This is a genomic window from Dietzia psychralcaliphila, from assembly GCF_003096095.1.
GTDB lineage: Bacteria > Actinomycetota > Actinomycetes > Mycobacteriales > Mycobacteriaceae > Dietzia > Dietzia psychralcaliphila.
Genome location: NZ_CP015453.1, coordinates 1,147,018 through 1,168,074, shown reverse-complemented (window position 1 = coordinate 1,168,074; position 21,057 = coordinate 1,147,018). Strand labels below are relative to the sequence as shown.

17 protein-coding genes and 2 tRNA genes are annotated in these 21,057 nt (G+C 70.3%); 13 read left to right on the top strand and 6 right to left on the bottom strand.

Going from position 1 to position 21,057, the window contains the following annotated elements:
* Nucleotides 1–188 precede the first annotated feature (188 nt).
* Nucleotides 189–261, top strand: a tRNA-Lys gene (locus tag A6048_RS05250).
* Between the two features lie 142 nt (nucleotides 262–403).
* Here A6048_RS05250 and A6048_RS05245 read toward each other — a convergent pair.
* Complete coding sequence (locus A6048_RS05245) at nucleotides 404–676, bottom strand: DUF3618 domain-containing protein (RefSeq protein ID WP_107748478.1); 273 nt, start codon at nucleotides 674–676, stop codon at nucleotides 404–406.
* A 149-nt stretch (nucleotides 677–825) separates the two neighbouring features.
* Here A6048_RS05245 and A6048_RS05240 point away from each other — a divergent pair, with 149 nt between their 5' ends.
* Together A6048_RS05240 and A6048_RS05235 are read left to right on the top strand one after the other, a co-directional pair.
* A complete protein-coding gene (locus tag A6048_RS05240; protein ID WP_107748479.1) occupies nucleotides 826–1,326 on the top strand; it encodes a peroxiredoxin in 501 nt (166 codons plus the stop codon).
* Between the two features lie 8 nt (nucleotides 1,327–1,334).
* A complete protein-coding gene (locus A6048_RS05235; protein WP_107748480.1) occupies nucleotides 1,335–2,045 on the top strand; it encodes a TetR/AcrR family transcriptional regulator in 711 nt (236 codons plus the stop codon).
* Between the two features lie 124 nt (nucleotides 2,046–2,169).
* On the opposite strand, the gene A6048_RS05230 is transcribed toward A6048_RS05235, so the two are convergent.
* The 3 genes from A6048_RS05230 to A6048_RS05220 form a co-directional block, all read right to left on the bottom strand.
* The gene (locus A6048_RS05230) at nucleotides 2,170–2,727 is read right to left on the bottom strand and encodes a holo-ACP synthase (RefSeq protein ID WP_107748481.1); all 558 of its coding nucleotides are present in this window, start codon (nucleotides 2,725–2,727) and stop codon (nucleotides 2,170–2,172) included.
* Entirely contained in the window at nucleotides 2,724–12,095 is a 9,372-nt protein-coding gene (locus A6048_RS05225; protein WP_107748482.1) for a type I polyketide synthase, read from the bottom strand. The genes A6048_RS05230 and A6048_RS05225 overlap by 4 nt, the downstream gene beginning before the upstream one ends.
* Nucleotides 12,096–12,413: 318 nt before the next feature.
* Complete coding sequence (locus A6048_RS05220) at nucleotides 12,414–12,908, bottom strand: hypothetical protein (RefSeq protein ID WP_107748483.1); 495 nt, start codon at nucleotides 12,906–12,908, stop codon at nucleotides 12,414–12,416.
* Nucleotides 12,909–13,078: 170 nt separating this feature from the next.
* On the opposite strand from A6048_RS05220, the gene A6048_RS05215 reads away from it, so the two are divergent.
* The 3 genes from A6048_RS05215 to A6048_RS05205 all read left to right on the top strand — a co-directional run bounded on the left by A6048_RS05215 (nucleotide 13,079) and on the right by A6048_RS05205 (nucleotide 15,393).
* A complete protein-coding gene (locus A6048_RS05215; protein ID WP_107748484.1) occupies nucleotides 13,079–14,698 on the top strand; it encodes a sodium-dependent transporter in 1,620 nt (539 codons plus the stop codon).
* A gap of 3 nt (nucleotides 14,699–14,701) precedes the next feature.
* Entirely contained in the window at nucleotides 14,702–14,839 is a 138-nt protein-coding gene (locus tag A6048_RS05210; protein ID WP_107748485.1) for a methionine/alanine import family NSS transporter small subunit, read from the top strand.
* Nucleotides 14,840–14,994: 155 nt separating this feature from the next.
* Entirely contained in the window at nucleotides 14,995–15,393 is a 399-nt protein-coding gene (locus A6048_RS05205; protein WP_107748486.1) for a VOC family protein, read from the top strand.
* On the opposite strand, the gene A6048_RS05200 is transcribed toward A6048_RS05205, so the two are convergent.
* The gene (locus tag A6048_RS05200; protein WP_159110253.1) at nucleotides 15,369–16,025 is read right to left on the bottom strand and encodes a helix-turn-helix domain-containing protein; all 657 of its coding nucleotides are present in this window, start codon (nucleotides 16,023–16,025) and stop codon (nucleotides 15,369–15,371) included. The genes A6048_RS05205 and A6048_RS05200 overlap by 25 nt on opposite strands.
* Nucleotides 16,026–16,173: 148 nt before the next feature.
* Between A6048_RS05200 and A6048_RS05195 the strand changes: the two genes are divergently transcribed.
* The 5 genes from A6048_RS05195 to A6048_RS05175 all read left to right on the top strand — a co-directional run bounded on the left by A6048_RS05195 (nucleotide 16,174) and on the right by A6048_RS05175 (nucleotide 19,987).
* On the top strand, nucleotides 16,174–17,046 hold the full coding sequence (locus A6048_RS05195) for a maleylpyruvate isomerase family mycothiol-dependent enzyme (RefSeq protein ID WP_107748696.1): 873 nt from the start codon (nucleotides 16,174–16,176) through the stop codon (nucleotides 17,044–17,046).
* A 13-nt stretch (nucleotides 17,047–17,059) separates the two neighbouring features.
* The gene (locus tag A6048_RS05190; RefSeq protein WP_327495107.1) at nucleotides 17,060–17,593 is read left to right on the top strand and encodes a gluconokinase; all 534 of its coding nucleotides are present in this window, start codon (nucleotides 17,060–17,062) and stop codon (nucleotides 17,591–17,593) included.
* A gap of 123 nt (nucleotides 17,594–17,716) precedes the next feature.
* Complete coding sequence (locus A6048_RS05185; protein ID WP_107748488.1) at nucleotides 17,717–19,198, top strand: DUF1538 domain-containing protein; 1,482 nt, start codon at nucleotides 17,717–17,719, stop codon at nucleotides 19,196–19,198.
* Nucleotides 19,195–19,545 (top strand): P-II family nitrogen regulator, encoded by a 351-nt coding sequence (locus A6048_RS05180; RefSeq protein ID WP_107748489.1) that lies wholly within the window; start codon nucleotides 19,195–19,197, stop codon nucleotides 19,543–19,545. Before A6048_RS05185 ends, A6048_RS05180 begins: the two co-directional genes overlap by 4 nt.
* 52 nt (nucleotides 19,546–19,597) lie before the next feature.
* A complete protein-coding gene (locus tag A6048_RS05175) occupies nucleotides 19,598–19,987 on the top strand; it encodes a CBS domain-containing protein (protein WP_107748490.1) in 390 nt (129 codons plus the stop codon).
* Nucleotides 19,988–20,003: 16 nt separating this feature from the next.
* Here A6048_RS05175 and A6048_RS05170 read toward each other — a convergent pair.
* A tRNA-Leu gene (locus A6048_RS05170) sits at nucleotides 20,004–20,085 on the bottom strand.
* Nucleotides 20,086–20,143: 58 nt separating this feature from the next.
* On the opposite strand from A6048_RS05170, the gene A6048_RS05165 reads away from it, so the two are divergent.
* Nucleotides 20,144–20,686: a hypothetical protein gene (locus A6048_RS05165; protein ID WP_107748491.1), complete on the top strand. Its 543-nt coding sequence runs from the start codon at nucleotides 20,144–20,146 to the stop codon at nucleotides 20,684–20,686.
* Nucleotides 20,683–21,057: a DUF3817 domain-containing protein gene (locus A6048_RS05160; protein ID WP_107748492.1), complete on the top strand. Its 375-nt coding sequence runs from the start codon at nucleotides 20,683–20,685 to the stop codon at nucleotides 21,055–21,057. The genes A6048_RS05165 and A6048_RS05160 overlap by 4 nt, the downstream gene beginning before the upstream one ends.

The following is a 21,057-nucleotide window of genomic DNA, read 5'->3' as shown; positions in this document are numbered from 1 at the left end:
CCGAGCATCATCTCCCCCGGACGTCAACAGGACCGGCGAGAAGTCTCCACAAGTATGCCTGTGAACTTCCTTGCATTCCATATCGAATTGATAAAGGATTGCCGCCCACCGACCCGGCACCCCCGCCCTGACCTGGCGATTTCGTGTTGGCGCCGGTGTCCTGTTACTGTTTCTCTCGCACCAAGCAGGCGCCATTAGCTCAATTGGCAGAGCAGCTGACTCTTAATCAGCGGGTTCGGGGTTCGAGTCCCTGATGGCGCACAACACCAAGAGAGGCCCTCCCCCGGCGGGGAGGGCCTCTCTTCGTCGTGCCCGGCACCGGACGCGACCGGCGCCGGCGAGCCCGGTCGCTGGCGGGCCCGGCGCTCGCGCGACCGACAACGGCACCGACACCGGCCGGAACTCAGGCCCGGCGCGCCTCGAGGTAGGCCTCGATGCGCCGGCGTTCCTTGCGCTTGTTGGCCATGGACACCGTGAAACCCCCGATGACCAGTGCGGCGAACCCACCGAGGACCGCGAGCACCCGGGGGTCGGTGAGGGCGGCGACGGCCCTCTCCTTACCCTCTTCGGCGAGGTTCTTGGGGTTGACCCGGTCAACGATCTCGTCCAACGTCGTCGCGAGATCGTCACGCGCCTTGGCGATGTCGCCTTCGATGCTGTCGTAACTCCTGGACACGAGACCTCCGTCGATCGCTCGTCACGCGGTTAGCCGCGGATTCTGGACCCCGCCCACGCTACTGCACCCGTCGGCGATCCGCGCCCGCGCGCCGACGCATCGGATAGGTTGGTGGGATCAGAGACCCCGACCCGACTTCAGGAGCACCGGTGAGTACACCACGGCTCGAGGTGGGCCAGACCGCCCCCGCCTTCACCCTCCCCGACGCCGACGGAACCCCCACGTCGCTGGCGGACCTGCTCACCGCGCACGGACGTGTGGTGCTGTACGTCTACCCGGCCGCCATGACGCCGGGCTGCACCACGGAGACCGTGGACTTCGAGGGCGCCCTGCAGGAGTTGCGGGAGGCCGGAATCGGCGTCGTGGGTGTGTCTCCCGACCCGCCGGCGAAGCTCATGCGTTTCCGGGACAAGCACGGGATCACGTTCCCCCTGCTGTCCGACCCGGACAAGACCATGCTCACCGAGTGGGGAGCGTTCGGGGAGAAGAAGAACTACGGCAAGACCGTGATGGGAGTGATCCGCTCGACGTTCGTCGTGGAATCCGACGGAACGATCTCCCTCGCCAGGTACAACGTCCGGGCCAAGGGCCACGTGGCGATGCTCGCGAAGCTCCTCGGCGTGGAACTGCCCGAACCCACGGAGGGCTGAGTCCACCCATGCCCACCGAACCGCCCGAGCGAGTGCAGGAACCCATAGGGGATCACGTGGACGAGGCCGTCCAGGACGAGCCCAACATACTGGTCCCCCGCCGACGGCCCATCCAGGAGAGGAGCCGTCGCAAGTTCCAGGCGCTGCTCTCCTCGGCACGGGATGTGCTGGTCGAGGTGGGGTTCGATTCGTTCACCTGCGAGGAGGTGGCCTCCCGCGCGGGAGTGCCCATCGGGACGCTCTACCAGTTCTTCGCCAACAAGTACGTCCTGGTGTGCGAGCTGGACCGCCAGGACGCCCACGGGGTGATCGAGGAGATCGAGCGCTTCGCGCAGAAGATCCCCGCGCTGGACTGGCCGGAGCTGCTCAACGACTTCCTCGACCACCTTGCCGACCTGTGGTTGAGCGATCCCTCCCGGCGTGCGGTCTGGCTGGCCACGCAGGCCACCCCGGCCACCCGCGCCACGGCCGCGGTCAACGAGCGCGAGCTGGCCAGGATGATCGCCAGCGTGCTGGCCCCGCTCATGCCGGCCACCGAGCGGCAGCGTCGCGCGTTCATGGCCGACGTGCTGGTCCACGTGGCCTACTCGATGCTCAACTTCTCCGTCAGCGCCGGGTCCGCCACTGGCGAGGACATCCACGACGCCACCGTCACCGAACTCAAGCGGATGCTCACCGCCTACCTGTGGTTGGCGGAGAAGGAAGCCCAGGTCGGCTGAGCTCGTCGGAGGATGAAGGGCCAGCGGTGGTTGGCGGACCTCAGGGGCGAGAAGACGGCCCCGGAACGCGAATCCTGTCCGCCAATCGGAGGCACCCCTCCACCCGGGGAACAGCGACGGCGCGCTACCCGGTGGGCGTGCCCTCGAGCACCACGAACGCCACGGCCGAGTCGCCGTCGTGGCTGAGTGAGACGTTCCAGCGGGTGCCCTCCCCCACCGTCGCGGCGACCTGCCTTGCGACCTCTCCGCTCAGGCGCACCGCGGGCCGACCCCACGCGTCACAGACGGTCTCGATCTCGGACCAGACCAGCAGGTCCGGCGAGATCGGTGGGGGCGTGCCGTACAGGGCAGCAGACCACGCCTTGACCACGGCCTCCTTGACCGCCCAGCGGGCGGCCAGGTGACGGGCCATGGGGGTGGACTGATCAGACGACGACGAGGTGGCACCGCGCGACCTGTCGGCACCTGATCGGTCGCCGTCTGACCTGCTGCCACCTGGTCGGTCGCCGTCTGCCCTGCTGGTACCCGGTCCGGCTCCCCGCGCCTCGGCACGCTCGCGGCACTGCCGTCGCTCGGTGGCGGAGAAGGCTCCGGCGAACCGGGTCCCCGGCTCGGCCAGGGACGCGGCGAAGGCGCCGAGGTCGACAGTGTCGACCCCGACGCCTAGCACCGCCACGGTCACTGCCAGTCGCTGGCCGCGAGCACGCCGTCGGCGTCGATCCGTGCCTCGGGGTCCAGGATCATGGCGGCCTCGCGCTCCTTGACCTCCTCAGCAGTGCCGTCGCCCAGGCGACGTGCCTCCGGACGGCTGTAGAGGGCCTCTCCGCCGTAGATGGCGTCGGTCAGGCGCCGGGTGCCCTCACGCTCTCGGGTGAGCGCTGCCTCGCGGAGCCGCTCCGACTCCTCGTCGCCGAGCTGCGCGGCCACCGCGCGGTGGAACGCCTCGGGGTGCGTCACGGCGATGAGGCCGGACACGTGACCGAAACCGAGCGAGGTGAGCAGGCCGGCCTTGAGCGGCAGGTCCCCGCCCAGCTGCAGCGGCTCGCGCAACCACACCAGGTGACGATGCCGGTCCAGGACGTCGTCGACGCAGTCCAGGGCCCGGTTCGGGGGCAGTGTCCCCGAGCGCAGCATCTGGGTGAGCCCGATGAGCTGGAACGCCGCCGCGCCACCCTTGGCGTGACCGGTGAGCGACTTCTGCGACACGACGAACAACGGGTTGCCGTCGGAGCGTCCGATCGCCGCGCCGAGCCGCTCGTGCAGGTCCGACTCGTTGGGGTCGTTGGCCTTGGTCGAGGTGTCGTGCTTGCTCACCACGGCCAGGTCGTCGGCGGTCAGACCGAGCTCACCCAGGCCCCGGGCCAGGGGCGACCGCTTTCCACCGCGACCGGCGCCGAGCGCGCCGAGCCCCGGTGCCGGGATCGAGGTGTGTGCGCCGTCGGCGTACGACCCCGCCCAGGCCACCACCCCGTGGACCGGCAGCCCCATGCGGGCCGCGACGTCGCCGCGCGCCAGCAGGATGGTGCCGCCGCCCTGCGACTCGACGAACCCGCCGCGCCGCCGGTCGTTGGCACGGCTGTAGTGCCGCTCGTCGATCCCCTTGGCGGCCATCGCCGCCGAGTCCGCCGTGGCGGACATGTCGGCGAAGCCCTGGATGCCCTCGGTGGACAGGTCGTCGAACCCGCCGGCCACCACGAACTCGGCCTTTCCGGCGCGGATCTTGTCGAAGCCCTCCTCGACGCTCACCGCGGTGGTGGCGCAGGCCGCCACCGGGTGGACCATCGAGCCGTAGCCGCCGACGTAGGACTGCATCACGTGGGCTGCCACCACGTTGGGCAGCGCCTCCTGCAGCGTGTCGTTGGCGCGGCTGCGACCGAGGATGCCGTCGATGTACAGCGACCTCATGCTGGTCATGCCGCCCATGCCGGTGCCCTGGGTGTTGGCCACGTCGGCCGGGTGGACATGGGCGAGCAGCTCAGCCGGGGTGAAGCCGGAAGAGATGAACGCATCCACGGTGGCCACGAGGTTCCACGCGGCCACACGGTCGATGCCGGAGACCATGTCGGCGGGGATTCCCCACGCCGTCGGGTCGAATCCTGTGGGGATCTGCCCACCCACGATGCGGGTGAGCGTGGCGCGGCGCGGAACGCGGATCTCGGTGCCGGCCTTGCGGGTGACCGTCCAGTCGCCGGTGGAGATGTCGTGGGTCACGACGGTGTTCTCCGGGTCGGCCTCGAGGTAGGCGCGGGCCTGCTGCTCGTCGTCCACGACGAAGGACAGGTCCTCCGGCAGGAACACCGAGGTGAGCTGCGGCGAGGCGCCTGAGAACATCTCGGCTCGCGAGTCGTCGGCGTACCGGCGTATGCCCACACGGCCCAGGACCTCGTCGTGGAAGCGCTCGGCGATGTCGGACTCGTCGATCGGGTCACCCGTCTCGGTAACGGTCCAGCCTGCGCGCGGCGAGTCCTCCCATTCGATGAGGCCGGTCGACCAGGCGAGCTCGACCACGCCGGCGGCACTGAGGTCGCCGGTGGTCTCCACCTCGAAGCGGGTGCGGGCGCTGCCGTAGGGGCCGACCTCGCCGGAGCCCACGATCACCACCATGTCCTCCAGCTCCTGCGTGACCTGACCCCACTCGGGACGCTCGTCGACGGTGACGGTCTGCAGCGACGGCAGGGCCGCGATGGTCCCGTCGGCGTCGTCGGTGGCGGCCTCGGCAACCGCGGTCGGACGGTCCGCGGCGAGCGCGGACATGTCCAGGTCGGCGGTACCGAGCCCGCCGGTGAGATCCACGGTGACGGGTGCCTCGCCGGCGGACCGGCGGACGTCCGGGGTGCACGAACCCAGCAGCTCGGTGGCGATCCCCGAGGTGGACCAGGTGGACACACCCGCGGCCTCCACGGCCTCGACGAGCGGGTCGTTGTGGCCCATCAGACCGGTGCCCCGGACCCAGCCGATGATCGCGTGGACGAACGTCACGCGCTCGGACCAGGACTTCTCGGAGCCCCACTTGGCGATCATGGCGTCGAGCGCGGCCTTGGCCTCGCCGTAGGCGCCGTCGCCGCCGAAGATCCCGCGGTTGGGCGAACCCGGGAGCACCACGTGCAGGCGGGAGTCGACGTCGGTGTCGGCGCCGATCGCGCCGAGCCCGGCCACGAGCTTCTCCACGCTCCACAGCAGGACGCGCATCTCGGTCTCGGCCCGCGGTCCGGCGTCGGCCATCGAACCCTGGACGCGCGGGGCGGCGAACGGGAAGAGCAGGGTCGGGGTGAGCGGGGTCTTGAGGACGGTGGTCTGGCCACCGGCCGACTCCGCGTGCTCCGTGCCGATCCACTCCACGAGCGCGTCGACGTCCGAGTAGGAGGTCATGTTGACCGGCAGGACCCACAGCGCGGCGCCGCCACGGGCGTTGGTGCGGTAGAGGTCCTTGAAGAAGGCCAGCTTCTTCTGGTCCAGGCTCGAGGTGGTGGCCACCACGGTGGCCCCGCCCGCCAGGAGCTGTCCGGTCACGGCGGCGGCGATGGAACCCTTGCCGGCGCCGGTGACGACGGCGACGTCGCCCGCGTAGTCGCCGACGAAGTCCTCGACGGCGATCTCCGCGATCTCCCGGTAGGCCACCGCGAGGGCGTCCCGCCGGGCTGCCGTGGACCGCTCGGCCCACCAGCGGGCCTGTTCGGCCACGATGTCACCGGCGCCGCGGAAGGACTCCGCGGCATCGGCGGGAACGTCGGTCCGGGTCCACAGTCGGGCCAGGTCCTCGCGCGCCGAGGCCCAGCGGTCGTCCATGAGGACGGCGCGGCCCGAGTCGAAGGCCGGGGCCACCACGCGGCGCCAGTCGGTGCCGAGCTCCGCGGTCACGAGGTCGGCGAGCTCGGCGTCCGGGTCGGCCTCGGCGAGCAGGTCCACCGCGTCCGGCTCGAGATGCCCGAGTCGGGTGAGCAGGCCGCGGGCGGCCTCCGCGAGGACACCGTCGGGGCCGAGGACGCCGTCGGCGAACTCGTTCAGTGCCGCGGCGTCGACGGTCGCGCCGCCGCCGGCTCCGGAGGACGGCATGGCCACGGCCACGCCGTTAGCCGCGCCGACCGAGCGGACGGCCGCGTCGATGAGCGCGTCCAGTCCGGCCACGTCCTTGACGCCCGAGGCGTCCAGGGAGGCCAGGTCGCCGCCGCGGATCGAGGCGCCGTCGCGGGTGCCGAGGGCGATCTCGGCGGTGACGTGCTGCGCCCAGCCGGTGCCGAGCTCCCAGGGGCCGGTCACCCGCTCGGTGATGTATGCCGCGCGCTTGCCGGTGCGGCCCAGGACCGCGCGCAGTGCCTCACCGACCGCGTCGGACAGGACGGGGCCGAAGGGGGCGTAACCGCGGGCCAGGCGCGAGACCTGGTCGGCCAGGGTCGGGAAGTCCGCCTCGGCCGCGCCGTCGATGGCGCCCAGGCTCAGCTCCGTGCCCAGGTCCAGGAGCAGCTGGTTCCGACGTGAGGAGACGCCGTCGCACAGCGTCTCGATGGAGTCGCCGGGCACGATCTGCTCGGGACGGACCTTGGTGCGCAGCGCCACCAGCATGCGGGTGGCCGCGGGGGCACCGAACTCCAGGTCGTCCGGGCGGGGAGCGCCGGGGGCTGCCTCGGCTGCCGCCGGGGTGGTGGATCGGTCCGCACCGGCCGTGCCGGGGGTATTGACGGCCGGTGCGGGGTCTGTGGGGGCCGCCTGGTCGGCGGCCGGGGTGGTGGAGGCGGAGCCGTCGCCGGCGTCCAGCTCGTCGTCGTCGACCTCCACGCTGGGCGGCAGGGTGCCGTACAGCGCAGCGGAGTCGCGCTCCACGTTGAGCACCTGGGCGCGGGGGCCCCGGTGCGTGGGCAGGTCGAGGGTCTTGGAGGCGAGGTTCGCCACGGTCGGGGCGTTGGCCACACCGACCTCGACGAAGCACTCGATGCCGAGTCCGCCGCGCTCGACGGGCGTGAAGAGCAGCTCCTGGGTCTCGATCCAGCGGACCGGGCTGGCGAACTGCCAGGCCAGCAGCTCCACCAGCAGGAGGCGGCCCAGGCGCGTCGGCGTGGCGGACCAGGAGTCCCAGTCGGCCAGGACCTCGGCGAGGGAATCGGCCGGCACGAGGTCGGCGATCTCCTGCACGAAGGACCGCTCGAGGCTGAACAGGCGCGGCACCAGGTTGGGGATGTAGCGGCCCACGAGCACCGAGATGTCGATGTCGTGCGGGATCAGCGCGTCGAGGGTGGCCCGGAAGTCCGGGACACCACCGCGCAGGACGGTCGAGTGGAACGGCACGTCGATGCCGGGCACCAGGATGAAGGCGTTCTTGCCGCCCGAGACCTCGAGCTCGCGCTCGACGGCCTTCTCCAGCGCCTTGCATCCGGCGACGGTGCCGGCGAGCGCGTACTGGGATCCCGCGAGGTTGTAGTTGACGATCTCGATGAACTCGCCGGACTCGCGGGCCACGTCGGCCACCCAGTCCACGACCTCGTCGTCGGAGATCCCCATCTGCGACGGCCGGATCGCGGCCATCCGGTAGTCGGACCGCCCCTCGGAATCGCGCGGGACCAGCTCGTGCATGGTCGACCCGCGCTGGAAGACGATCTCCAGCAGCGGCTCGAGCTCCAGTGTCCCGGAGATGGCGGCCAGGGCGTCGTACTCGCCGATCGAGTGTCCGGCGAAGTAGGCGCCGTCGATGAACAGCCCGTCGGCCTCGAGCTCGGCGCGCTGAGCCACCGCGAGGCAGGCCATCGCGACCTGCGTGAACTGGGTCAGGTAGAGCACGCCGTCGGGGTGCCGGTGGACGGTGCCGCGGACGGTCACCTCGGTCGGGTTCTCACGGACGAGCGCGAGGATCGAGAAGCCCAGGGCCTCACGGGTGTGCGCGTCGGCACGGTCCCAGATCTCGCGGGCGGCCGGGCAGCGGGTGCGTCCCTCCATACCCATCCCCTTGGCCTGGATGCCCTGGCCGGGGAAGGCGTAGACCGTGCGCGGGGCCTCGGTGAGGGCGGTGGCGGCCATGACGGTGGCACCGTCGACCGTGCACGTGACCTCGAGGACCTGGCCGCCGGCGAGACGGCCGGTCTGGACGGCGCGGACCTTGATGTGGTCGCCCGGTCGGACCGGGGCGAGCATGCGGGCGGTCCAGCCGGCGATCCGCAGGGCGGGGGTCTTCCCGTCCGAGGCCTGGACCGCGTGCTGCGCGGCGGCCGAGAGCCACATACCGTGGACGATCACGCCGCCCAGGCCGGCGAGGTCGGCTGCGGTGTCGGAGACGTGGATGGGGTTGTGGTCGCCGGAGACCAGCGCGAAGGCGGTCATGTCGTGCGGGGCGATGAGCGAGGTCGACACCCGATGCTGGCGGCTGGTCTCGGCCGGGGTGACGGCTCCACCGTCGGGACCGACGAGGGATCCACCGGCCGGGCGGGGGTCGCCCACCTCGGCACCACCGGTGCGGCCGCGGATCGCGAACCGCTCCGAGAGAGTGCACAGCGGGGACTGCGAACCGTCGGCGGAGACGGCTCCGACCTCCACCGACACCTCGACCAGACGTCCGAGGTCGGTGTCGCGGACGCCACCGGAACGGGCGACGACGACGAGGTCGGTCGGACTCTGGGGCAACGCCGAGTGCATGCGGACGCCGTGGTCCAGATGGACCAGGTCCAGCAGTCCCTCGACCACCGTCCCGTTGCCACGCGGGCGACGGGCCTCACCGAGCACCGCGAAGACCGCGGGCCACGCCGCACCCACGAGGGCGTCCGGGACGCCGTCCGAGGTGATGAGCGAGGTGGGCAGACTCCCGGCGGTGACTCCGGTGTGGTCGGAGGCGAGGGTGGGCTCGAAGGTGAACCGCGCGGTGGCGACACCGCCGGAGACCTCGGGCAGGGCCTCGATCACGGTGCCTCCGGCGCCGCCGCGGCCCACGCCGGCGGCGGTGCTCAGCAGGGTGCTCATGGCGGCTTCGGCGGCGTCGTCGGTGACGACCGGCGCGGCTCCCGTGGCGACAGAGTCACCCAGGGTGATCGTGATGGTCATCTCGGTCGGACCGACGGGCAGGGTCAGGTCGACCGTGCGCCCGTCGGCGGCCGGCGTCAGGACCGCGCCGGAGACCGGGTGGCGGCCGATGCCGTCGGCGTCGATCTCCCAGGCGTGCAGGACGCCCAGGCGGTGGACCGGGCTCACCACGAGGCGGCCCGCCCACGAGACGTCGGGGGCGTTGAGCACGTCGGCGACCGGGCCCTGCGCGGTGGTGACGGTGCCGCGGCGGCGGCCGCTCACGGCCTCGGTGGTGGGCAGGTAGCCGCGGACACGGTCGACGGTGGCGGACTCGAAGCGATCGAGCAGCTCGCCGACCGGCTCGTCCACCCGGGTGATCCCCGCGACCGCGGTGGTGCCGGGGATGATGCACACGGCGTCGGCGTCGTAGCGGGCGTCATGGGCCTGCCACAGTGAGTCCGATCGCCACCAACGGCGGACGTCGCCGTCGATGACGGGCACAAACGGGACGGGCTTGCCCGGCATGCGACAGATGTCGAGGAACTCCGCGGCGTCGGCGGGGTGCAGGGTGGCGGTGGCCAGCTCGGGGTAGCGGGCCGCGAGGGTGTCGACGACCTCGGCGGGTCGCTCCATGGCCTCCACGCGGGGGAAGGCCGAGACGATTCGGCCGGAGTCCGCGGCGTCCAGGCGGGCCTCGGCGCGCTGGACCATGCGGTGGAAGCGCTCGCGGATGGTGGGGTCGAGCCACACCGAGGGATCACCGGCGGCCACCGCGTCGGAGGCGGAGCCGGCGGCAGGGGCGGACGCGAGGGACAGGTCGGCGAAGCGTCGCAGCCACTGCTCGTAGGTCATGGTGTCGAGGTCACCGAAGTACGGCTTGGCGGTGCCGTTGATCGCGGCGATGATCTCCTCGCGGCGCTCGGCCACGGCGTCGGCGTCGCCGGCGACCTCGTCCAGCAGACGCCCGGTACGGGCGGCCGTGTTGTCGATCTCGTGGATGTCGGCGCCCAGCTGGCTGCGGCCGGAGGCCATCCCACCCTCGGCCTGGCCGGCACCCACCCAGTGGTCCACACCGACGGTGTCCACGAGGAGCTGCTTGACCTGCGGGCTGGTGGTGGCCTCGAGGGTGGCCATGGCGGCCGTGCCCACGAGGATGCCGTCGACGGGCATGGCCGGGTAGCCGTGGGCGTTGGCCCAGGACCCGGTGAGGTAGTCGGCGGCCCGCTCCGGGGTACCGATCCCGCCGCCGACGCACAGGACCACGTTGGGGCGGTCGCGCAGCATCGGGTAGCTGGCCAGCAGGAGGGCGTCGAGGTCCTCCCACGAGTGGTGGCCGCCGGCGCGCCCGCCCTCGACCTGGACGATCACCGGCATGTGGGGCACCTCGGCCGCGATCCGCACGACCTGGCGGATCTGGGCGATGGTGCCGGGCTTGAAGCTGACGTGGCGCAGGCCGGCCTCGGTGAGCTCCTCGATGAGGGCCACGGACTCGTCCAGCTCGGGGATGCCGGCGGTCACGATCACGCCGTCGAACGGGATACCCGCGGCGCGGGCGCGCTGAACCAGTCGCTTGCCACCGACCTGCAACTTCCACAGGTACGGGTCGAGGAACAGCGAGTTGAACTGGGCGCTCCGGCCGGGCTCGAGCAGCTCGGCGAGGCGCTGGGTGTTCTCGGCGAAGATCGGCTCGGTCACCTGACCACCGCCGGCGAGCTCGGCCCAGTGACCGGCGTTGGCCGCGGCGGCGACGATCTCCGGGTCCACGGTGGTCGGGGTCATCCCGGCCAGGAGGATCGGCGAGCAGCCGGTGAGGCGGGTGAACGAGGTCTCCACGTGGACACTGCCGTCGGGCAGGGTGATCAGCTGGGGCTGGTACGCCGTCCACGGGCGCTCGATCGACGGGGTGGCGCCCGGCGTGAACAGATTGCGCAGTCCACCGCGGGTGGCGGCGGCCACCACGCCGACGCCCTGTCCGCGGACCACCGAGCGGTTGAGGCGGGTCAGGGCCTCGCCCGGGCCCATGTCGAGGATCCAGTCCGCGCCGGAGTGCAGCGTCTCGGCCATCTCCTCGACCCAGTCGACGGGCTCCGCGAAGACCTGGCGGGCCAGGGAGGCCGCGCGATCCGCGTCCAGGCCACAGCGGGCGGCCCAGTCCGACACGACGTCCACGGCGGGGGCCATCGCGGGATGGTGGAAACCGACCTCCACGTCGAGGGGGTCGAAGACGGGGGCGAAGACCTCGCCGCCGGTGAGCTTGGCCTCGCGACGACGACGGGACTCGGCCTCGAGGTCCGCACAGTGACGGCGCAGGTCCTCGAGGTCGTCCGGACGGCCCACCACGACGTGGCGGCGCTGGGCGTTGCGGATGGAGACGGTGGGCCGCAGTGCGGGATCGACCGCGGCGAAGACCTCGTCGACGAGGGCGCGTAGTTGTGCGCCGTCGATGCCCGACACGCCGACCATGGGGCTGGCCTCACCACGACGGAACAGGCCCGTGCGGCGCCCGATCAGGGTGGCGGCGGCGCCGATCAGCTCGGCCACCGCCAGGAGGCGGTCGTCGATCGAACCGAAGGTCTCGACGGACTCCACGGCCAGGATCCCCTGGGAGTGCCCGACCACCGCGGCGGGAGCGGTGTCGTTGACGTCGAAGCCCTCGGCGGCGAGCGCGCGAACGGCACCCACCTGGGTGAGCAGGACGGCCGGGAGCGAGACCGCGGCGGAGGAGAGCGACGCCTCGTCGGGGAGGTCGCCGTGGTCCTCGTCCTCGCCCGTGGTGGTGTTGGCCCACTCGATGGGCCGGAATCCGTGGGGGCGCACCACGGCGATCTCGTCGTGGACCGCTTCGGTGAGGGAGACGGAGGAGTCGACCAGGTCCTGGAGTTCGGGACCGATCCCCGTGCCGTCGATGAGATCGCTCAACGCGTCGCGCCACGCGATCCCCTGGCCCCCGAAGGCGAGGGCGTAGGCGGTGCCCTCACGCAGGTCGTCCGCGAGTGCCCGGGACTGGCGGCGGGCCGCATGTCCGGTCTCGAGCGGGCGGGGTGTGAGGTCGCGGTCGTCGATCGTCACGTGTGGAACTCCTTGGCAACTTCGTGTGGGACATCTCCGCGCCGAAACCAGTTGCTGGTCCGACGCAGGGCACAGACTGCCACAGGAAGTTGAGGGAGCCCTCAGCTTGAGGGGGTACGGCCGTCCGTTCGGGGGCCACCCGGGAGGGTCGGCAGGTGACCCTGCTCACACCCGGAACCCGACGGTTTCCTCATACACACAGGTGAGGGGGGCCTCAGGTTTGGGGTTGCCTCCGTTACCGAATCGTTACCCCGTTCTCAGGGGTGATCCGCCCGGTGACGGCGTGTCGCCTCCGGTCTGCACACCCCGGTCAGCCGCTTACGCCCCGCACCGGAGAACGGCCATCTGTGCGGCGTCGAGCCCCTCGGCGGGGCACAGGTCCGCGGCCAGGCGGCGCGGTCCGGACGACCACTCCACGTGGGCCGTGCGCACCGCGTCCCCGAAGGCGATGGTGACCAGACCCCCGACACCCGGCTGCTCGTCCGGGGCCAGGCCGCCGAGTCCGACCGTCTCGACCGCGGTCACCTCCGCGACCGTCGCCGCGCCCGGTGCGGGGATGAGGCTGAGCTGGACCCTGGTGCCGTCGAACGCCCCGACCCAGGCCGCGAACATCCCCGTTCCGTCCGCGCGTAGGTCGAGGGTGTACCCGTGCGAGAACCACGACCCGGTCTCGCGGACCACCTCGGCGGGAGACGGCACCGGGACGGCCACCGTCGGAGCGGCGACGAGGGTGGAGGCCCCCGCCATCGACACCACGAGTGAGGCCGCGACCAGCCCGCGGCCCACCCTCCGGCTCACGCGCTGAGACTTCATGTAGTCACTGTAGCCCCGCCAGTAACACAATCAGGTGCCGCGAATGCGTCGATATGGTCACCAAGACCACAACCCGCCGACTAGATGTTGGGAGTTACGGAGACCACACCTATCGTCGTTGCGTCACACTCGGCGCATCCGCCGCCCGATCGTCCGACAAGGAGTCGACCATGACCAGCCCGCCCACCAGAGGTGGGGTGACACCGAGAGAGACATTCTCCCGTCGCTCCGTCTTCGTCTTCGCCGCCATCGGCTCCGCCGTCGGCCTCGGCAACATCTGGCGTTTCCCCTTTGTCGCGTACGACAACGGTGGCGGCGCCTTCCTGCTCCCCTACCTCGTGGCGCTGCTCACCGCGGGCCTGCCGCTGCTGTTCTTCGACTACGCGATCGGCCACCGTTTCCGCGGCTCCGCGCCGCTGAGCTTCCGACGCATGAACCGCTTCGCCGAGCCGATCGGCTGGATCCAGGTCCTGGTCTCCTTCGTCATCGCCGTCTACTACGCGGTGATCATCGCGTGGGCGGCCTGTTACGCGTGGTTCTCGGTCGACGAACGCTGGGGTGAGACGTACGAGGAGTCGGCGTCGTTCTTCGCCGAGGACTTCCTCCGCGCCGGCAGCGGGTTCGGAGTCGACTTCGTCCCGGGCATCGCGATCGTCCTGGTGGTCGTGTGGATCGTCACGCTCGGTGTCCTGCTCGCGGGCGTACAGAAGGGCATCGGACGCACCGCGCTGCTCTTCGTCCCGCTCCTGGTGGCGCTCTTCGCCGCCCTGGTCGTACGCTCCCTCTTCCTCGAGGGTGCGCTTGAGGGCCTCAACAACTTCTTCACCCCGGACTGGGGTGTCCTCACCGACCCGGGCGTGTGGATCGCCGCCTACGGCCAGATCTTCTTGTCCCTGTCCGTGGGCTTCGGCATCATGCTCACCTACTCGTCGTACCTCAAGCGCAAGTCCAACCTCACGAGCTCCGGCCTGGTCGTGGGCTTCTCCAACTCGGCCTTCGAGGTCCTCGCCGGGATCGGCGTGTTCGCCACCCTCGGCTTCCTCGTCACAACCTCGGCCGGAGCCGGATGGGACGACGTCGGGGGCGGCCCGGGACTGGCCTTCATCGCCTTCCCGGCGCTGATCTCGCAGATGCCGGGTGGTCCGATCTGGGGCGTGGTGTTCTTCGTCTGCCTCATCCTGGCCGGCATCACCTCGCTCATCTCGATCACCGAGGTGGTCATCTCGTCCTTCCAGGACAAGATCGGCTCGTCCCGCACCGTGGCCACGCTGACCGTCGGCATTCCCATGGCCGCGATCTCGCTGCTGCTCATGCCGACCGAGACCGGCCTGCAGAATCTCGACATCATGGACAAGTTCGTCAACAGTCTGGGCATCGTCGGGATCTCCCTCATCGCCCTCATCGTGGTGATCTTCGGGCTGCGGCTCGCCCCCACGCTGCGCGATCACCTCAATTCGGTGTCCTCGTGGAAGGTCGGCACGTTCTGGATCGTGTGCCTGGCCGTCATCACCCCGCTCGTCCTGGGCTACTCGCTGATCCGCGAGATCATGGCCCTGCTGTCCGAGCCCTACGAGGGGTATGAGGCCTCCGTGCTCGGCGTCTGGGGCTGGGGGATGGTCGGGACCATCCTCGTGCTCTCGATCATCCTGTCGGTCCTGCCCTGGCGGGGGGCCCGCCACCTCGACGGGCCGCCGCCCGTCGACGACGACCCGAGCGATTTCACCTACGAGGAGGGGCTCACCCGTCCCGACGAGAACCCGACACCCACCCACACGCCCAAGGAGGCCTGAGCCATGGACGCTCCCGCGGTCATCATGATGGTGCTGTTCCTGCTCGTGATCTGGGGCGGACTCGTCGCCAGCATCGTGCACTACGTCGGTCATCCCGACGATCCCGAGGAGGCCACTTCACGCCCCGCGCGCGAGCTCTGATCTCGCGTCGCGCGACCCGATCGCCGGCCCCGACGCCCTCCTCCCGAGCGGCGCCGGGGCCGGCGTCGTCGAGGTGGACGGTCCGGGTGCGGCCACCGGCGATGTGGCCGATCTGTTCACGACTCGGCCACACCGGCCCGCCTAGCGTGGATCACATGAGACTGACACTGGGGTTCATCGGGATAGTGACCCGCGACATGGCCGCCTCGTTGGCGTTCTACCGGGCTCTCGGCGTGGACATCGCCGATGGGCAGGACAGCGCGCCGCACGTGGACGCCACACTCGACGACGGCACGGCGCTCGCCTGGGACACGATCGAGACCATCCGCGGGTTCGACCCGGACTACGCCGTGCCGGAGGGCGGGCATCGCATCGCCCTGGCGTTCGACAAGGGCTCTCCCGGAGACGTGGACGCGACCTTCGCGAAGCTGGTGGAGGCCGGACACACCGCGCACGTCCCGCCATGGGACGCGCACTGGGGACAGCGCTACGCGACGCTCCTCGACCCCGACGGCAACTCGGTCGACCTCTATGCGGAACTGGAGACGAACTGACCCGGGCTCATCCCGACCAGTCGCCGGAACTCGCGCGATAGATGCGGCTGGTCGGCGTATCCGACGAGTGCTGCGGCAGCGCTGACCGACGCGCCGGAACGGAGTACCGAGCGGGCGCGGCCCGCCCGCTCGATACGGACCAACGTGGCGTAGCCGTAGCCGAACTCGATCGCCATGCGTCGGCGAAATGTGCGCTCGGACCATGCCAGCTCCTCGGCCACGACTCGTGCCGGAACCAGGCCGGAAGCGGATCGGCGCACGAACCCGGTCCAGCGTGTCGCCGATGTGATCGATGTCGTCAGGTCGATGGCGGGGCGCAGGCCACCGGCGATCTTCCGAAGCGCGGCCGTGATGCGTTGGTCCCGCGCGGGAACCACTTCCTCCAGTGCCAGCCGCTTGTCGGCGAGGTCGACGAGAGGGACTCCGAGCACGGACGCGGCCTCTCCCGGCGGCAGTCGGAGACCGAACGACCCCTCATCGCCGTCCGCGAGGGTGTCGATCCACCGCGTCGACGGCCCCGCGACGAGGACCGCGTCGTCACGCAGTATGAGATCGACGCATCCGTCAGCCGGGACGACCGATCCGCTTCCCCCGACCGAGCGCCAGAGGGCCACTCCATCCCGCAGCGTCACTTCCGAGTACACCTCGACATCATCCCAGAGGAGTTCGAGGCCCGAGACTTGCCGGGACCGCAATGGTCCTCGTCCCCGGAAAGGTGCTCGTCCCCGGGTCGCGCAGAAGACTCCGAGTCCGTTCCACCGCGGCAGTAGCCTTGTGACCATGGACACCGAGAGCAGTGACGACACCACCACAGAACCCGCAGAAGCCACCGGCGAGGCCCCTGTCGAGGTGCGCCATCTGATCCAGCAGTGGAAGCGCCTCGACGAGCTCCTCGCGGGGCTGAAGAGAGACGACTGGACCGCACCGACGGCCCTCCCGGGGTGGACCGTCCGCGACGTGGTGGCGCACGTGGCGGGAACGGAGCACTTGCTCTCCGGCGAGCCGGTGCCGGACGTCGACCTGCCGTCCTCGTCTCACGAGTACGTCCGCAATCCCATCGGCGAGCTCAACGAGAAGTTCGTGCAGGAGGCCCGGCCCCTGGCCGTCGAGGACGCGTTCGCGGATTTCCGTGAGGCCATCGCCGAGCGCACGGGACAACTCGCCGAGATGACGGCCGACGACTTCGAGGCCGAGTCCGACTCCCCTGTCGGTCGCGTGCCGTTCCGACGCTTCATGGGCGTTCGCGTCTTCGACTGCTGGGTCCACGAGGACGACATCCGTCACGCGCTCGGCATGCAGCATCACCTCGGCAGCGGCCCGGGGCGATTTGCACTCGACGAGATCGTGCGCGCCCTCCCCCGGATCGTGGGCAAGAAGGCCGGAGCCCCGGACGGTTCGCGGGTCCGGTTCCGGGTGACGGGTGAGTCCGACACCGATCTGTCCCTGGCCACCGATGTGCTGGTCGCCGGCCGGGCGGGACTGGTGGACGTCGACGACTCCGCGCGGATCACCGTCGAGCTGGTCTTCGACACCCCGACCTTCGTGCGTGCGGCGACCGGGAGGATCACCGCGGAACCCGGCAACGGTGTGGAGATCAGTGGCGACGAGGATCTGGGCAGGAAGATCCTCGGGTCGATGGCCTTCACCATCTGACGGGCCGTTGCCCGTGCTCTTCCCGCACATCGTCGTGATGGGCGTGTCCGGAGCCGGGAAGTCGACCGTCGCCCGCGCGATCGCGGAGCGCCTCGATGCGCCATTCGTCGACGCCGACGACCTGCATCCCCCTGCCAACCGCCGGAAGCTGGGCGCCGGCGAACCCCTCACCGACGATGACCGGAGTCCATGGCTCGCCGCGGTCCGCGATCATCTGAGGGAGCGGGACCGGATGGCACCCGAATCCACCTCGGACCACGGCGTCGTCATCGCGTGTTCGGCCCTGCGCCGCGCCTACCGTGACGTGCTCCGGGACATCGACCGAGCCGTGTTCTTCGTGGAACTCGGCGCCGACCCGGAGCTCCTCGCGGATCGCCTCGCCGCCCGCCGCGGCCACTTCGCCTCCCACCGGATCCTGGAGTCCCAGCTGGCCACGCTGGAACCTCTCGACCCGGACGAGAACGGGATCGCCTACTCGAGTTCTCTGCCCGTGGAGCAGGTCGTCGACAGGGTCCTCGCCGCGCTCCGGTCGGCCCGTCGCCGGTGAGGTCCCCTCGGCTCGGCAGCCAGAGCACGGTCGCGGGCTGTTTCGTGGACGCACCCGTGGTCGTGCGTCAGACTGGGTCCAGGCCGCTTGTCGACCCGACACCGGAAGAGGACGCCAGCCTCCATGGAGCATCTCCGCCACTTCGCCCAGGAGTTCCGGAAAGCGCTGAGAAATCTGTTGCCCATCGTGGCCGTGGTGGTGGCCTTCCAGCTGCTGGTCTTCCGCCGGATGCCTGAGGACCCACTTCAGCTGGTGGTGGGTCTGCTGATCGTGGGAGTGGGTATCGCCCTGTTCCTCCAGGGCCTGGACCTGAGCGTGTTCCCGGTGGGCAAGAACCTCGCCAACCAGTTCACCCGCCGCGGGGCCCTGGGGCTGCTGCTGGCGTTCGGCTTCGCCATCGGGTTCGCCGCGGTCGTGGCCGAGCCGGCCCTGATCGCGGTGGCGGAGCAGGCGGAACTGATCAGCGAGGGGCGGATCAACGGGATCGTGCTGCGGGTGGTCATCGCCGTGTCAGTGGGACTCGTGCTGGTACTGGGGATCCTGCGGGTGCTGCGGGGCTGGGCGGTCCACCGGATTCTGATCGGCGGCTACGTGGTGGTCCTGACAGCCACGTTCGTGGCCCCACCGGAGATCGTGGGCCTGGCCTTCGACTCCGGCGGTGTGACCACCAACGTCGTGACCGTGCCGCTGATCGCCGCGATCGGGATCGGGTTGGCCAACTCGATCCGGGGCCGCAGCGCGCTCACGGACGGGTTCGGGTTGGTGGCTCTGTGCGTGATGGTGCCGATAATCGGGGTGCAGCTCTACGGGATGTGGGTCTACACCTTCGGTGGTGGCGGCGGTACGCCCACCACGGGGTCGGAGCGGGCCGGCGCCCCACTCTGGCTGGAACACGTGGTGGGCCTGGCGGAGATGGTTCGCGACGTGGCGCCCATGGTGATCGTCGTCCTGTTCTTCCAGTACGTCGCGCTACGTCGCAAGCTGTCCCACCCGCTGCGCGTGGCCGTGGGGTTCGTCATGGTCCTCGTGGGGCTCTACGCCTTCGTGGTGGGCCTGAAGATGGGGCTCTTCCCGCTGGGTACACAGATGGCCGAGCAACTCATCGACCGCGGTGTGCCGGCTCTGATCCTGTTGTTCGCCCTGCTCATCGGGTTCGCCACCACCATGGCCGAGCCGGCCCTGGTGGCCATTGCCGACCAGGCGGAGACCGTCTCGCCGGCCGGGATCAACGCCACCGCCATCCGTCTGGTCGTGGCCACGGGTGTGGCGGTCGGCATCGCCCTGGGGGTGTACCGCATCCTCGCCGGCGGTCCGCTGCACTACTTCATCATGGCCTCCTACGCCGTGGTCATCGTCCTGGTGGTCCTGGCCCCCAAGTACATCGTCGCGCTGGCCTTCGACCTCGGCGGGGTCACCACGTCCGAGGTCACCGTGCCGCTGGTCACCGCCCTGGGCATCGGGTTGGCCAGCGCTATCGAAGGCCGCAGTGCGCTGCTCGACGGCTTCGGGCTCATCGCCTTCGCCTCGATCTTCCCGATCATCTCCGTCCTGCTCTATGCCATCGCTCTCGAGAGAATTCCCCGTCTGCGGAAGGAACCGTCATGAAATTCACGGCCGTCGTCGTCATCGCTCCCCCAGAACTGGAGGACAACGCCATCGAGGTCGCGCAGCGGGCCGGGGCGACCGGGGTGACCATCCTGGAGGGCAAGGGCATCGGCGGGCAGCAGAAGAAGACCTTCTTCGGCCTGACCTTCGAGGGCTCCCAGTCGGTGTTGTTGATGGTCGTGGGCACACACCTGGCCACCTCGATCCTCAAGGCCCTGCACGAGATCCTGGTCGACGGGGACAATTCTCACGGCATCGCCTTCAACGTCCCCATCGAGCACCTCACCGGGATCGACGCCCGGCAGGTGGTGAAGTTCGAGGAGTACATGCGCCGGGAGAACACCTGAGCCCCACCTTGCCCACACCCCGAGACGACCGAGAACCCCAGGAGGAACCCCGATGCTGACCGTCCGAGAAGTCATGGTGCCCGAGGTGATCACCATCTCGCCCTACGCCACCCTGCGCGAGGCGCTGGCGATGATGCGCTCCCGTCGGGTGAAGAGTCTCGTGGTGGATCCCCAGCACTCCCACGACGCCTACGGCCTGCTCAGCTACAACGAACTGCTGCGCGCCATCGTGGCGGAGGAGGGCGACGTGGACCTGCTCAACGTCTATGACGTCGCCGTGAAGCCGGCCGTCTCCGTGGGAGAGGGCCTGTCGGTGAACCAGGCCGCCGTGCTGATGGGCCGGTTGAACCTCAACCGCCTGGTCGTGGTCCGCGGTGACGAGCTCATCGGGCTGCTGACTGTGAACGGCATCCTCGCCCGGTTGATTGACGACGTCACCTGAACCGACACCCCGTGTGTGCGCCCGGGGAGACTTGAACTCCCACATCCGTAGATACTGGAACCTAAATCCAGCGCGTCTGCCAATTCCGCCACGGGCGCCTGCCCGGGGGTACCGGGCGAGGTGAGCTTACCGCGCCGTCGGCGGTATCGTGGAGGGGTGTCCGACACCCTGAGCCACCGCACGGGCGGAGGCGACCCCGCCTCCGGCCAACCGGCCTCCACCAAGGTCAGGCACCGTCCCTCGTGGATCGCGTTCGTCGTCCTCGGCGCGATCTTCTGCCTGGGGATGGGGTTCTGGCAGCTCGCCCGCTACCAGGAGGCCACGGGCACGGTGCAGAACCTCGGCTACACCTTCATGTGGCCGTTCCTGGCGGGCTTCCTGGTGTACGCGTACCTCAAGTACGTGCGACTGGAGGCCGAGGAAGCCGACACTGCTCTCCCCGCGGTGGATGCCGCCGGGGATGAGGGTGACGACGACGAGGTCGGCGATCACCCCGACGGGACGCCCAGCCGTAGTGGTTCGCGCAGGCGCGAGAAGATCGTCACGGAGATCCCCGCCGATCTCCTGCCCACCCGGCGTCCCGTCGCGGAGGTCCGAGCCCGCGACGAGGGCCTGGACGCCTACAACTCGTACCTCGCCGAGCTGGCCCGACAAGACGCGGCCGCCGGCGACCGTCACCAGGAGAGACACGCCACATGACCGTCGCAGCCACCCCGGAGACCGACAACCGCAAGCCGGATCCCGACGGCAAGGTCCGCGGAGCGCTCGCCCGATACCGTGCCCTGGCCTGGATCACCGGTGTGTGGCTTCTGGTCCTCACGGTGGAGATGATCTACAAGTACCTGATCCTGGAGAACTCCTCGGACGCACCCGACTGGTTCACCTACATCGGGCAGGCGCACGGTGTCTTCTACATCATCTACCTGTTCATGACCCTCGACCTGGCCATCAAGGCCCGGTGGGCGGCCTCCCGCACCCTGCTGACCGCGCTGGCGGGAACGGTGCCGTTCCTGTCGTTCTGGTTCGAACACAAGCGCACCCGGGACGTCAGGGCCGCGTACGCGGTGTGA

Coding starts and splice junctions, on each gene's coding strand:
- A6048_RS05160 (WP_107748492.1), top strand. CDS start 20,683: ATGACCGTCGCAGCCACCCCGGAGACCGACAACCGCAAGCCGGATCCC.
- A6048_RS05235 (WP_107748480.1), top strand. CDS start 1,335: ATGCCCACCGAACCGCCCGAGCGAGTGCAGGAACCCATAGGGGATCAC.
- A6048_RS05195 (WP_107748696.1), top strand. CDS start 16,174: ATGGACACCGAGAGCAGTGACGACACCACCACAGAACCCGCAGAAGCC.
- A6048_RS05210 (WP_107748485.1), top strand. CDS start 14,702: ATGGACGCTCCCGCGGTCATCATGATGGTGCTGTTCCTGCTCGTGATC.
- A6048_RS05180 (WP_107748489.1), top strand. CDS start 19,195: ATGAAATTCACGGCCGTCGTCGTCATCGCTCCCCCAGAACTGGAGGAC.
- A6048_RS05205 (WP_107748486.1), top strand. CDS start 14,995: ATGAGACTGACACTGGGGTTCATCGGGATAGTGACCCGCGACATGGCC.
- A6048_RS05215 (WP_107748484.1), top strand. CDS start 13,079: ATGACCAGCCCGCCCACCAGAGGTGGGGTGACACCGAGAGAGACATTC.
- A6048_RS05220 (WP_107748483.1), bottom strand. CDS start 12,908: ATGAAGTCTCAGCGCGTGAGCCGGAGGGTGGGCCGCGGGCTGGTCGCG.
- A6048_RS05185 (WP_107748488.1), top strand. CDS start 17,717: ATGGAGCATCTCCGCCACTTCGCCCAGGAGTTCCGGAAAGCGCTGAGA.
- A6048_RS05175 (WP_107748490.1), top strand. CDS start 19,598: ATGCTGACCGTCCGAGAAGTCATGGTGCCCGAGGTGATCACCATCTCG.